This is a genomic window from Lysobacter sp. (genome assembly GCF_035655815.1).
Classification (GTDB): Bacteria; Pseudomonadota; Gammaproteobacteria; order Xanthomonadales; family Xanthomonadaceae; genus Lysobacter_J.
In genome coordinates this window covers 105,882-118,973 of sequence record NZ_DASRTS010000027.1, presented here as the reverse complement: position 1 = coordinate 118,973, position 13,092 = coordinate 105,882, and the positions used below count along the sequence as shown (strand labels likewise).

Annotated in this window: 11 protein-coding genes; 2 read left to right on the top strand and 9 right to left on the bottom strand. The window is 67.0% G+C overall.

Annotation, left to right across the window (positions count from 1 at the left end; all coding sequences use genetic code 11):
- Positions 1-7: 7 nt before the first annotated feature.
- The 8 genes from dgoD to VFE83_RS06955 form a co-directional block, all read right to left on the bottom strand.
- Positions 8-1,156, bottom strand: coding sequence for a galactonate dehydratase (dgoD, locus tag VFE83_RS06990; protein WP_324904455.1), 1,149 nt, complete (start codon positions 1,154-1,156; stop codon positions 8-10).
- Positions 1,157-1,201: 45 nt separating this feature from the next.
- Positions 1,202-1,825, bottom strand: coding sequence for a 2-dehydro-3-deoxy-6-phosphogalactonate aldolase (locus VFE83_RS06985; protein WP_324904453.1), 624 nt, complete (start codon positions 1,823-1,825; stop codon positions 1,202-1,204).
- Between the two features lie 37 nt (positions 1,826-1,862).
- The gene (locus tag VFE83_RS06980) at positions 1,863-2,579 is read right to left on the bottom strand and encodes a FadR/GntR family transcriptional regulator (protein WP_324904451.1); all 717 of its coding nucleotides are present in this window, start codon (positions 2,577-2,579) and stop codon (positions 1,863-1,865) included.
- A 90-nt stretch (positions 2,580-2,669) separates the two neighbouring features.
- Complete coding sequence (locus tag VFE83_RS06975) at positions 2,670-4,250, bottom strand: exo-alpha-sialidase (protein WP_324904449.1); 1,581 nt, start codon at positions 4,248-4,250, stop codon at positions 2,670-2,672.
- Between the two features lie 29 nt (positions 4,251-4,279).
- The gene (locus VFE83_RS06970) at positions 4,280-7,033 is read right to left on the bottom strand and encodes a TonB-dependent receptor (RefSeq protein ID WP_324904447.1); all 2,754 of its coding nucleotides are present in this window, start codon (positions 7,031-7,033) and stop codon (positions 4,280-4,282) included.
- Between the two features lie 69 nt (positions 7,034-7,102).
- Positions 7,103-8,269 (bottom strand): 1,4-beta-xylanase, encoded by a 1,167-nt coding sequence (locus VFE83_RS06965; RefSeq protein ID WP_324904445.1) that lies wholly within the window; start codon positions 8,267-8,269, stop codon positions 7,103-7,105.
- Between the two features lie 112 nt (positions 8,270-8,381).
- Entirely contained in the window at positions 8,382-9,440 is a 1,059-nt protein-coding gene (locus VFE83_RS06960) for an aldose epimerase family protein (protein WP_324904443.1), read from the bottom strand.
- Between the two features lie 272 nt (positions 9,441-9,712).
- The gene (locus tag VFE83_RS06955; RefSeq protein ID WP_324904441.1) at positions 9,713-10,633 is read right to left on the bottom strand and encodes a 2-dehydro-3-deoxygalactonokinase; all 921 of its coding nucleotides are present in this window, start codon (positions 10,631-10,633) and stop codon (positions 9,713-9,715) included.
- 179 nt (positions 10,634-10,812) lie between these two features.
- Between VFE83_RS06955 and VFE83_RS06950 the strand changes: the two genes are divergently transcribed.
- Both VFE83_RS06950 and VFE83_RS06945 read left to right on the top strand, forming a co-directional pair.
- A complete protein-coding gene (locus tag VFE83_RS06950; RefSeq protein ID WP_324904439.1) occupies positions 10,813-11,832 on the top strand; it encodes a glycoside hydrolase family 43 protein in 1,020 nt (339 codons plus the stop codon).
- Between the two features lie 111 nt (positions 11,833-11,943).
- The gene (locus VFE83_RS06945) at positions 11,944-12,405 is read left to right on the top strand and encodes a DUF6491 family protein (protein ID WP_324904437.1); all 462 of its coding nucleotides are present in this window, start codon (positions 11,944-11,946) and stop codon (positions 12,403-12,405) included.
- A gap of 14 nt (positions 12,406-12,419) precedes the next feature.
- On the opposite strand, the gene VFE83_RS06940 is transcribed toward VFE83_RS06945, so the two are convergent.
- Entirely contained in the window at positions 12,420-12,971 is a 552-nt protein-coding gene (locus VFE83_RS06940) for a TIGR00645 family protein (RefSeq protein ID WP_324904435.1), read from the bottom strand.
- Positions 12,972-13,092: the final 121 nt, after the last annotated feature.

The following is a 13,092-nucleotide window of genomic DNA, read 5'->3' as shown; positions in this document are numbered from 1 at the left end:
GTCGGAGTCACCATTCCGCCACGCTGCCGTCGGCGTGGCGCCAGATCGGATTGCGCCAGCGATGGCCTTCGGCGGCGCGTTCGTTCACATAGTCCCGGTTGATCTCGATACCCAGGCCCGGCGCGGAGGGGATGGTCACGTAGCCATCCTGATAGGCAAACGGCGCGCGATCGGTGAGGTAGTCCAGCAGGTCGTTGTTGGCGTTGTAGTGGATGCCCAGGCTCTGCTCCTGGATGAAGGCGTTGTAGCAGACCGCATCCAGTTGCAGGTTCGCGGCCAGCGCAATGGGACCCAGCGGGCAGTGCAGGGCCAGCGCGACGTCGTAGGCTTCGGCCATCGCGGCGATCTTGCGCGTTTCGGTGATGCCACCCGAATGCGACGGATCGGGCTGGATGATGTCCACGCCGCCGGTCTGCAGCACGCGCTTGAAGTCGAAACGCGAGTACAACCGCTCGCCCAGCGCGATGGGCGCGGGCGAGATGGCTGCCAGCTCCGGGATCGCCTCCAGATGCTCGGACAGCACGGGCTCCTCGATGAACATCAGGCCGAACGGCGCCAACTCGCGCATCAGCACCTTCGCCATCGGCTTGTGCACGCGACCATGGAAGTCCACCGCCAGCCCGACCTCGCGGCCCACCGCATCGCGCACCGCCTGCACGTTCTCCAGCACGCGCGACACCTTCTCGTGTGTGTCGACGAACTGCACTTCCTCGGTGGCATTCATCTTGACCGCACTGAACCCGCGCGCGACGGCTTCCTTCGCCGCGCTTGCGGTCTCGGCCGGGCGATCGCCGCCGATCCACGAGTACACACGGATGCGGTCGCGCACGCGGCCGCCCAGCAGCGCATGCACGGGCAGGCCGAGCGCCTTGCCGTGGATGTCCCACAACGCCTGGTCGATGCCGGCCAGCGCGCTCATCAGGATCGGTCCGCCGCGGTAGAAGCCGCCGCGGTACATGACGTTCCAGTGGTCCTCGATGAGGCGCGGGTCCTTGCCGATCAGGTAATCCGAAAGCTCGTCGACGGCGGCCGCAACGGTGTGCGCGCGACCCTCGACGATGGGCTCTCCCCAACCGGTGACGCCGGCGTCGGTGTCGATGCGCACGAAACACCAGCGCGGCGGCACGAGGAAAGTGGAAATGGCGGTGATCTTCATGCGTGGGGTCCGTGCTCGTTGCGTGCGTCGGTGAAGTGCGTGGGTTCAGAGATTGATCGCGTTCCAGCCATCGACGAAGGCGCGTGCGCGACGCGCGACTTCCGTCGCGTCCGTGCCCGGCGCGTACAGCGCCGAGCCGATGCCGAAGCCGGCCGCGCCGGCATTGCGATAGGGCGTCATGTTGTCGGGCGTGATGCCGCCGACGGGCAACAGCGCGGTGCCCTTGGGCAGCACGCTCGACCATGCCTTCAGTACGGACGGTGGCAATTGTTCGGCGGGAAAAAGCTTCAGCGCATCGGCGCCGGCCGCGAGCGCGGCGAAGGCCTCGGTCGGCGTCGCGACACCGGGCGTGCAGACGAGCTCCGCCGCCTTGGCGGCGCGGATGACGGCGGTGTCGCCATGCGGCATGACGATCAGCTTTCCGCCGGCTTCCTTCACCTGTCCGACCTGTTCGGTCGTGAGCACGGTGCCGGCGCCGACCAGGCAGCGATCGCCGAACTCGCGCGCGAGCAGCGCGATGCTGTCCAGCGGCTGCGGCGAATTGAGCGGGACTTCGATCACGCGGAAACCGGCGTCGAACAGTGCGGTGCCGACGGCCAATGCGTCCTGCGGGGTGAGCCCGCGCAGGATCGCAACCAGGGGAAGGGGTTGCAGCCAGGCGGTGCTCATGCGCACTCCGTCAGGTTGTGGACTTGCTTGCCGGAAGCTACCGCGCCGACTTGCGCGCGCGTCCTCGTCCTTTGATGTTGGCGCGCGAGTCGACGATCATGCCGTGCATCGCCTCGCGTGCGGATTCGGGGCGTTTCAGCCGGATCGCGTCGTACACCGCGAAGTGCCGCGGCAGCGAGTACTTGAAGTCCACCGCCGTCTTCGCCGACAGCAGGAAGTACGCACCCAGCGCGGTGTCGATCACCGAGAACAGCGAACCCATCAGCTCGTTGTTGGCCGCATCCAGCACGCACTCGTGGAATTCCAGGTCGGCCTTGGCCCACGCGTCCAGGTCGGCCGCGGCGTCCATCGCCTCGTACGCCGCCTTGATCCGCGCCAGTTGTTCCGGCGTGCGCTTGCGCGCCGCCGCTGCCGCCGCCGCCGGTTCGATGATCTCGCGCATCTCCACCAGCTTCTCGACGAAATCCTCCGTCGGCATCGACGCGCAGCGCCACGCCAGGATGTCCGCGTCCAGCTGGTTCCAGTAGCGCGTGTCGCGCACGCGCGAACCGGTCTTCTGCTTGGTCTCGATCAGGCCCTTGGAGCCCAGCACCTTCAGCGCCTCGCGCAGGGCAGTGCGGCTGACGGCCATGCGCTGCGCCAGTGCTTCCTCGCGCGGCAGCAGTTCGCCCGGCTTGATCTCGCCACTGACGATCATCCGGCCGATCTCCTGGATGACCTGGTTGTGCAGGTTCCTTACCGCAATCTGTCTCACTGGGCCCCCGATGCGGCGCATCCCGCGTCGCTCCTATTATCCGACAATAGGGGTATAGCATGAGTTCGGCTGCGCGTATCGCCTCGAGGTTCATGGCGATGCAGGCCTGCTCTTCGGGATATCAACCTGCAGCCAGTCGTAATCGACAGGGCGGTCCGGGTTGGACACGACGATGCGGTTGTGCCCGGCCTTGAGCGGCGCGGTGAATTTCGCCTCGCGCCAATCTTCCGATGTTGTCGGCTCGACGCCGCCGCTGGCCGCTGCGCCGTTGACCAGCAACTGCGGCGCCGCGGCGAAGCCGATGTCGGCGAAACGCACGGTCAGCTCGCGCGTACCAGGCTGGCCGATCACGACGTCGAACGTCAGGTCTGCGTCCTTGCCGCTGGCCAACCGCACCTTGCGATAGGCCGACGCGTCGACGTTGTCGATCTGCGCACCGCCGCGACGCACGGCGTCCTCGGCTTCGTAGCGGTTCAACGCCAACGGTGCGGAGGCGAACAGGATCTCGTTGGTGTCGTCCGGTGCGGGCGCATTCGCGGTCGAGGACGACGTGACGTGAAGCAGCCGGCCGTCCTCGCGCATCACCATCGCCTGTGTCCATCCGGCGTGGATGTTGCCCGTGCGTTTGCGCACCGGCGCGCCGGCTTCCCACCACGGGCCGCGACCGCCGTCGGCGTTCCAGTAGAACGTGCGACCGCCGGAATCGCCGCCACCGCCGGCGCGCTGCGCGGCCACGACGATCACGCCATCGGGCGTCTCGCCGGGCAGCCAGCGGATGGTGGGGCAGGCGGCGGGCCATGCGCCCGACGCAGTCTGGATCGGCGTGCCGCGATCATCCGGTGCGCCCCAGTCCAGGCCATCGCGACTGAACTTGATGTGCACCTGGCCATTGCGTGCGCCCGCGGGGCTTTGAACGGCGGTGTTGTCGATGTTCTCGTAGACCATCGCGTAGCCGCGGCCGGGGATGCGCTCGACGATGGCCATGCCGGGACGTTCGACACCGCCGGGCAGGGCGACGTCGAACACTTCCTTGCCCCAGGTGCGGCCGCCATCGCTGGACACGCGGTGCGCCAGCAGCTGGTTGAAGCCCTGCGCTTTGTGCTGCTCGGTCGAATAGAAGACAACCATGCGGCCGTCGTCGAGCACGACGATGTATGGCTCCCACACACCCTTGTTCAGGCGGTCCGACGGTTGGCCGCCGCCCCGGACGATACTGCTGCGATACGTCCACGTCCTGCCGCCGTCGCGGCTGGCGTAGAGCTGCAGGTCCTGGTCGGTGATGGGCCCGCTACCGTCGCGACGGATCGCGTTCGCCGCCAGCATCAACGTGCCGGCAGGAAGGTCGCCGCTGCTGCGCGGCAGTTCGCTCAGGTGCGGCTGCCAGCGCAACGCCCACGAGGTGTCGCCGCGATGTGCCGACTCGTCGACCGTGCCGATGCGCGTGAACGAATCGCCGTCATCCCGGCTTTCGAACAGCGGCACATTGCCGGGATCGGACGGCTCGTACACCAGCAGCAGGCGGCCGTTGTCGCCCGCAGCGGGCTGGTGTGCGAGCTTCACCGCCGACGCATAACCGATGCCTGGCGCCAGCCGTTGCCCGACGACCGCGTCGGGCACGTCCGCCAGCGCCGCACCCGTGCACAGCAGCACGGGCGCGAGGACGGGCAGCATGCGTCGCGCGGGGGAGGGCGCGCGTCGCATCACAGCTTGAACCGGTAACCCAGGCCGATGGTCTGGTCCTGGAAGCGGATGTCACGCGGACGTGTGTCGCCATCGCCCCAGAACTGGTGCAGGTTCTCGCCCAGCAGGTTGGTGGCCGACAGGACCACCGTCTGCCTCGGCGTCACGTCGTAGCTGACCGAGAAGTCCAGCGAGCTGGCCGGTTCGACCTGGTCCTCGTTGCCGGCCACGGTAGGCTGGGTGAAGAAGTCGATGTAACGGCTGCGGTATCCGTAGGCCAGTCGTGCCGAGAAGCCGAAGTTCTCGTAAAACAGCACGGCGTTGTAGTTGTTCTTCGACACGTTCTGCAGCGGGCGCGACACTTCCGGCCCGCCGATGAACTGCGGCGAGCGCGTCGAGCCGTCGATGTAGGTGTAGTTGAACTGCGCACCCAGGCCGCTCCACGCACCCGGCAGGAAGTCGAACGTCTGCTGCCAGGCGAACTCGACGCCCTGCAGGTGGCCGCTGCCGGCGCTCTGCGGGGACGACAGCTCGAAGTTCTCGCCGCCGATCACCGCATTGGTGACGTAGTTCTGGATGTAGCCGTCGATGTCGCGGTAGAACAGACCCAAACTCGCGTAACCGACCGGCGAGAAGTACCACTCGACCGAAGCGTCGTAGTTGATCGACTCGATCGGCGTCAGGTCCGGGTTGCCGCTGGAGGCGATGCCCGCGCGGTTGATCGTGCCGGGGTTGAGCGAGATCGACGGGTTGAGCGCACCGAAATCCGGATAGCTCAGCGTCTTGGCGGCCACCAGCCGAAGCTGCCATTCATCGCTGAAGTGCAGGTTCATGCTGGCGTTGGGCAGCGTGTTGGTGTCCTTGGTGTTGCGCGAGATCGGGCTGTAGACGCCGGTAGACGCATCGAACGAGAACGCGTTGAGGTCACGCTCGACACGCTCCACGCGCACGCCAACCAGGCCGTCCACGGGAATGCCGAACATCTCCACGTCGTACTTGGCCTGCAGGTAACCGGCCAGCTTCTCCTCGCCGATGTCGAAGAATCGGCCCGGGTTTTCCGCCGCCAGGCCCGGCTGCAGGCCGTACAGCGTGCGCAGGTAGTCGGCGCTGTCGATCAGCGTGTCGTAGCAGGGCGTCAGCCACTTCTGGTGCAGCGCCTCGTTGCCGCGCTTGCTGCAGAAGAAGTCCAAGCCCGGCAGGCGCGCGATGACCTGGTTGGCCGGGTTCGGATTGGCGGTGATGTTGCCGGTGCCGGCACCGCCGGGCGGCGGCGTGGAGATCTCGACGCTGCCTTTCGCCTCGGCGCTGCGGTCCGCATAGCGCAGGCCGAACTGCAGCGCTTCGATCGGTCCGTCGTTGAACACGAAACGGCCGTCGCCGCGCCAGGCGTTCTCCTCGCCGTACGAGTAACCCCAGGTCTGGAACAGGCCGTTGAGGTAGAAGCGCGAGGGATCCAGCGCCGGATCGCCCTGCAAGTACCAGTTCTGGTGGCGTCCAGACGTGCCTTCCCAAACGGTGGTGATGGGGCCGCTGAGGAAGGTGTCGATGATGAAGTTCTCGTCACGGTAGTAACCGGACGTGCGCGAGAACTCGGTGGACAGGTGCAGCTGGTCGCCGTCCCACTTCAGGCCGAGCGCGTTCTGGATGTCCTGGCCACGCTGCTTGTGCGCCTGGGTGCTGGTGGCCGCGTAGGTGTCGCCCGTCCACACGCCGTTGGATGCATCGCAGATGGTCTGGCCGGCCAGAGCGCCTTCGAGCTGGTTCGGATAGCAATGCCCGGTCACGCCGAGTTGCGAAGGCGCGACCACGCCGACCGGGAAGGTGAAGTAGAAGGCGTTCGCGTAGCTGTCGCGCACCCAGTCGTACAGGCCTTCCAGGTACACCTCGGTGTCTTCGCGCGGCTTCCACTGCAGTGCGTAGTTGAACGCGCCACGCTCGCGGTAGCCGTCGTTGTACGAGGTGCCCCAGCCGTTGGGCGCCGCGATGAGGTTGCCCTCCGCGGTGCGGATCGGCTGGCCGGTGCCGTCGGTCACGACCTTGGGAAAGTCTCCCCACACGGCGTCGTACGCGTAGTCCTTGGCGAGGTAGCCGAAGTTCACCAGCGCGCCGAACTCGCCGGCGTCGGTGTCCCAGCGGTTGCTCAGCAGCAGGCTGGCGTTGGGGTCGACGCTGCCGCCGTACTTGCTGTGCGTTGCGGTATAGGTGCCGGCGATCTCGCGGCCATCGAAATCGAACGGACGACGCAGCTGGATGTCGACAAGACCGGCAATGCCGCCGAGTGGGAGGGAGGCCTCGGAAGTCTTGTAGACGCTGAGTGTCCTGACCGCGGTCGCCGGCAGGTTCTGGAAGGCGTAGCCACGGCCGGAGGCGCTGAAGATCTCGCGACCGTTGAGGGTGCTGATGACATTGGGCAGGCCGCGGATCACCACGTTGGTGGCCTCGCCCTGGTTGCCCTGCGCGATCTGCACGCCGGTCACGCGCTGCAGCGCGTCGGCGACGCTGTTGTCGGGCAGCTTGCCGATGTCCTCGGCCACGATCGAATCCACGACCATGTCCGAGTCCTGCTTGATGGTCTGGGCGGTCTGCAGGCTCTCGCGCAGCGAGGCGGTCACCACCACGGTGTCCAGGTCGGTCGCCTGCTGCGCTCCGGCCTGGTCCTGGCTGGTGGCAGCCGGTTGCTGCGCAGGTGCGTCCTGCGCCAGGGCGAGGTGCGGCAGCATCAATGCGGACAGGATCGAGAGCGACAGCAGCGAGCGTGGAAAGCGTCGGTTCATGGCTTCGTCTCCGGACGAATGCATGAGCGTCCCGGACCGGTCGCGCATGGCGACCGGCGGAGGCTCGGGTCAGAGGGCGGGAACTTCGTTCTTGGGGGCCTTGGTGAGCGCGCGGATGATCTCGATCTCGCGCGCCCGGTATGGCTTTCCGTCGCCATGAAGCAGATCGTGGAACCAGAGCGTCGGCGGCTTCTGCGTGTACGGACGTTCCCACGAATCCCACGGGAACCGCGTCTGGGTCTTGCCGTCGACGAAGCCCCAGTTGTACATGCCCACGTTGAGGCGCTTGGCTACCGGCAGCACGCCGTCGATGGTCGAGCCTGCGCCGCGGGCGAGGTATTCGGTGCACAGCAGCGGACGCCCGTACACCTGCAGTTCGCGCACGCGCTGTTCGAAATCCTCCGGCCACGCGTAGGTGTGGAACGAGATCACGTCGGACAACTCGATCTGCGCCTTCTCGACGCGGTTGAGCTTGTCGAGCTTGTTCCAGTCCGGGTTGTGCCACAGCCCGCTGGTCAGCGGCTGGGTCGGATTCTGCGAGCGCGCCCAGGCGAACACCTTGGGCAGCAGCTCGGCCACGCGGTCGAACTTGTGCTTGCTTTCGCGCGGCTGGTAGAAGCCGCTGCCGCCGCCCTCGTTGTCCGGTTCGTTCCACACGTCCCAGACGAGCACGCGCTCATCCTTGCCGAACGTGCCGACGATGTCCTTCACGTAGCCCTCCAGGCGCGCGTGCTGGTGCGGATCGTCCAGTGCCGCGGTGCCGGGGCCCTGCACCCAGCCGGAGTTGTGCACGCCGGGAATCGGCGGGCGTTGCGGTCCGAGCTTCGGATCCGGGTCCCAGCACGAATCGAACAGCACCAGCATCGGCTTGATGCCGTGCCTGGCCGAGATCTGCAGGAAGGTCTCAAGGCGCTTCTTGAAGCCCGTCGGATCCTGGTGCCAGGCGAGGTCGTGCAGGAACACGCGCATGGTGTTCATGCCCATGTCGGCGGCCCAGCCCAGTTCCAGGTCGATGCGCTTGGGATCGAACGTATCGGCCTGCCACATCTCCAGCTGGTTGATGGCATTGGCCGGGATGTAGTTGCTGCCCACCAGCCACGGCTGGCGCTCGTACCATGCGTTGGCCTGCGCCTCGGACCAGCGCGCGCCTTCGGCGGCATGCGCGGCGGGCATTGCCGGAACCTGCGCGCCCACGACCATCAATGTCGCCAGCAGGTGGGGTAACCACTTCAACATCGGGAACGTCTCCTCTCCTGGATGGATTCGGGGCATGCCTCCGGCATCCACGACGGCCTCGGCCATCGCGCTGCAGTGGCGCCACGTTGGTTGCCGGTTCGACCGGTCTTGTTCAGCGGGTCTTGCGTGAGCCCTGGTCGGTGGTGAACCGGTAAACCATGCGGTTCACGTACTGCTGGCCAGGGGTGAGGCGCGCCGAACCGAAGGCAGGCTGGTTCGGCGTGTCGGGGAACAACTGCGGTTCGAGCACGAAGGCGTCGCCCTGCCGGTACACGCGGCCGCTCTTGCCGACCGTGGTGCCATCCAGGAAGTTGCCGGAATAGAACTGCAGGCCGGGCTGCGCGGACGAAAGCGTCATCACGCGGCCCGAGCGCGGGTCGTGCACGCGCGCCACTTCGCGCATCTGCTTCGACGGCGTGCGGCTGATCACCCAGTTGTGGTCGTAGCCGCGGCCGCGCAGCAGTTGCGTTTCCGAGCCGGTGCGCAGGTCGCGGCCGATGGGCTTGGCCGTGCGGAAGTCGAAGACCGTGCCGGCCACCGGCGTGATCTCGCCGGTGGGAATGAGCGTGGCATCCACCGGCGTGTAGGCATCGGCGTGGATCGTCAGCTCGTGGTCCATCGCCGTGCCGGAGCCTTCGCCGGACAGGTTCCAGTAGGCGTGGTTGCTCAGGTTGACGATGGTCGGCGCATCGGTGGTGGCGCGATATTCGATCGCCAGCTCGCCATTGCCTTCCAGCGCGTACGTCGCGGTTACAGTCAGCTTGCCGGGGTAGCCCTGGTCACCGGCCGGGCTGACGTAACGCAGCGTGGCGCGGTCGGGTTTGGCATCGACGACTTCCCACACCACCTTGTCGAAGCCGCGCGTGCCGCCGTGCAGGCTGTTGGGTCCGTCGTTGGTCGGCACCGTGTAGTCGCGACCATCCAGCGTGAACCTGCCCTTGGCGATGCGGTTGGCGAAGCGTCCGACGACGGTGCCGAAGTACTGCGGCTTGGCCAGCGTCGCGTCGAGGGTGGCATCGGCCAAAACTACGTCCGCGTTGCGGCCCTCGCGGTCGGGAACCTCCAGGGAGTGCAGGGCGGCGCCCAGCGTCAGCACGCGCGCCTGCACGCCGGAACCGTCACGCAGCGTGATCGATTCGACCTTCGTGCCGTCGGCCAACGAACCCACCACGGCACGCTCCTGCGCGCTTCCCGTCGTCGTGGCGGCCAGCGCCATTGCGCCTGCGCACCAAACAGCGATCCCCTTGCCAAGCCCCATCACTCTTGACCTCCCAACGGTGTGGAACAGACAAAAACATATAATCAGACAATATGCACGTTGCGATGCAGCACGGGCCGCGGGGAGGTGTCGTGTCGCATGCGCATCAAGCGGCCAGACGCATGCGAAACGGCACGATGCGCGTCACGTCGCAGTGCGGCGGTGCGCGATCCGGACACTCCCGCTCAGCGCAGCCGAGCGTCGATCTCCACGAAGCCGCGCGCGATCGCATCGGCCGAGGCGAGGCTTTCCGACGCGAGCCCCAGCTCGCTCAATCCCGCGCCGTACAGTGCGCAGACCGCTGGGGAACCGACCATCGGCACGACGGCATCGCGGGCCTGCGGAAACAGGTTGAGTGCGTCGGCGATCTCCGAACCAATCAGCAGCCCGCGCAGGTAGGAGCTCGCATCGGCGCGGTCCAGTGCGCCGCGGATCACCCGCGCCCGCACGCCGAACAGCAGGGCGCCAAGCCCGAGCGTGCGTTCGGCCGCGGTGCGCACGCCTTCGCGGAACGCGGGACCGTCGCTGGCCGTCCCGTCGACGACCGACGAGAGCAGCCCGCTCGCCGTGAGGCGGTCGTAGATCTCGCCCGACATCGCGGTCATGAATTCGAGGATGCGGCCATCCTCGATGCGCACCCATTTGGTGTGCGTCCCGGGCAGCGCCACCATCCTGGCGGCGCCGAGCTGGCCGCTGGCCAGCAGGCCGAACAGTTCGGTCTCTTCGCCGCGCATCACGTCGGGTGCGTGGTCGCGCGTTCGCACGCACGCCATGCCGGGTACGACCTGCAGCGACAGGCGTCCGATCGAGGTCGGCACCAGATGCCGGCACAGTTGTTCGGGGCCCGCAGGGCAGTCGACATAACCCGCGTCGAGCCAGCCGACGTTGGAGCCGATCATTCCCGCGGCATATGCGCGCTGCACGCTGGGCCAGCGCGCGTGGACACGATCGCCCAGTTCCGCCATGCCGTCGCGCTGCAGCGATGCCACGCCGGCCGGCGCTTCCAGTGTGTCGATCACGACGCCGTCGCGTCCGATCAGATGGGCGCGGAAGTTTGAGCTTCCCCAGTTGATGCCGATGATCGCGTCCGCATGCGTTTCGCTCATTGACCTGGCCTGTTGGAACGACGCATCGCGCCGGATGCCGCGGAACGCGTGCTGCGTCGCGGCTTGTCAATTTGTCTGATTATATGGTTATGTCCGTCAGGCTACGCAACGGGCGCCGTCACCGACGTGCGTCATCGATGAACCAGGCATTCCGCTGCACGTCGGCGGGAGGAGACTGCATGTCGAACCGGTGGAATCGTGTGATCGCAGGTGCGCTGATGCTCACCGGCATGACGTCCGTGGCCGCGCAGCAGGACACGTTCACCAATCCGCTGCTGCCCTCCGGCCCCGATCCGTGGATCGTCCATCACGGCGACAGCTACTACTACATGAGCACGCACGGCAACCGGCTGGCGATCCGCCGGACCGCGGACATCACGAAGCTCGCGCAGGCGCAGGAAGTCACGGTGTGGACGCCGCCGAAGACCGGCCCGAACGCGCAGTCCATCTGGGCACCGGAACTGCATCGCATCGACGGCCGCTGGTACATCTACTACACGGCGGCAGCGAGCGGTCACGACGACGATGCGCATCGCGGCGTGTTCGTGCTGGAGAACGCGAGCGAGGATCCGACGCAGGGCAGGTGGATCGACCGTGGCCGCCTGAAGACGCAGCACACGGGCATCGACGGCACCACGTTCGTGCACGGCGGCAAGCGGTATTTCGTGTATTCGCCCTACGTGGGGCCGGACAGCGTGCTGTCCATCGTGGCGATGGCCAATCCGTGGACGCTGACCGGCAGCGAGACCATCATCGCGAGGCCGGATCAGGCCTGGGAGCGGCAGGGCGGGAGGCAGATCCTGGAAGGGCCCGAGTTCCTGCTCGGACCTAGGGGCGATCTGTTCCTCTCGTACTCGGGCAGCGCATGCTGGTCGGACGACTACGCGATCGGCCTGCTGCATGCGCCGCCCGGCAGCGATCCGCTCAAGGCTTCGTCGTGGACCAAGGCGCCGAAGCCGATCCTCGCGAAGAATCCGGAGCAGGGCGTTTACGCGCCCGGTCACAACGGATTTTTTGAGGCGAGCGATGGCACCACGTGGATCGTGTATCACGCCAATCCGGGTCCCGACATGAAGTGCACCGCGAAGCGCTCGCCGCGCATCCAGCCCGTGCGCTGGAATGCCGACGGCCGACCGAAGCTGGATCCGCCGCCCGGCGCCGGAACCGCGCTGAAGGCGCCGCCGCACGCGAAGCGGTGACACCTGCTACGTACGTCGTCCCCGGTGACACCATCGATGCGGCTCACCCGTCCTTAACGCCCGATCCACAATGGTGTGCGCGCAACGTCACGCGGACCAGGACGGCCGACGATGCGCAGAAGCTTGCCGTGGTGGATGTTGATCGCAACGCTGGCGGCTTGCACGCACGGCGCGTCGCGCAGCACGTACGAGCGGCTGTTGCTGTATCGCGAACATGCGGGCCCGCCCGTCGCCTCGGTGCAGCTGGATCACGCCGCAGGCAAGCACGAGTGGACGCCGCTGGGCGACCGGGCGCTCACGGTGTGGCCGAGCGACGACGTCGGGTACCTGCTCGAGTTCCGCACTCCGTGCCCTTCGATCCTCACCGCAATGCGCGTATGGATCACCAACGCGCGCGGACAGGTCGCGGCCCGCGCGGACAGCGTGATGACGCGCAGCGGTTCGGGCACTGCCGCGGGCGCATGCCGCATTGCGACGATCCGCCCGGTGGACGGCCGATCGCTGGGCGAAGCCAAGCGCGATCTGCGCGAGGCCGAACTCGTGGATCGTCCCGCAGGCTCTGCGAACGAGTAAACCGCACGGAACATTCAACTTCCCGACACGGGAGGTGATGCCGGCGCCGGTGTCCGCCCCGAAATCCGATCGGCGATGGCGAGCACCAGCGCCGACAAAACCAGCGTGCCGTGTATCGCCGTCATCCAGATCAGCACGTCCCGATCCAGCGCCTTGCCTTCCTCCAGCTTCATGAAGACGCGCAGCAGCGCGATGGCCGAGATGGCCGTGATCGAGCCCATCAGCTTCATCTTCATGCCGCTGAAGTCGACCGTGCCCATCCACGCCGGGCGCTTCTCCTGTCCGGATTCGATCCGGGCGACGAAGTTCTCGTAACCGGCCAGGATCACGATGAGCAGGAGGTTGGCGACCAGCGACAGGTCGATCAACGCGAGCGCCATCAGGATCGCCGCGGTGGGGGTCAGGTCGAACAGGTTGAACAGGTGCAATGCGAGTTCGCGCAGGAAGACGAACAGCAGCGCGAGCAGGGCCAGTGCGAGTCCGAAGTAGAACGGGGCCATCAGCCAGCGCGCATCGAAGAGACTGCGTGACAACACCCGGTTGAACAGTCGGCCCAGACCGCTCATTGCGTCACCTCTCCTTGGCCCGGCGCAGTTGGACCGCGGCCGTCCCCGGCAGCAGTAACGCCCCGGCGCGTCAAACCGGCGTGAATCGGCGTGCCGGCGGTCACGACCTCTTCACGAGGTC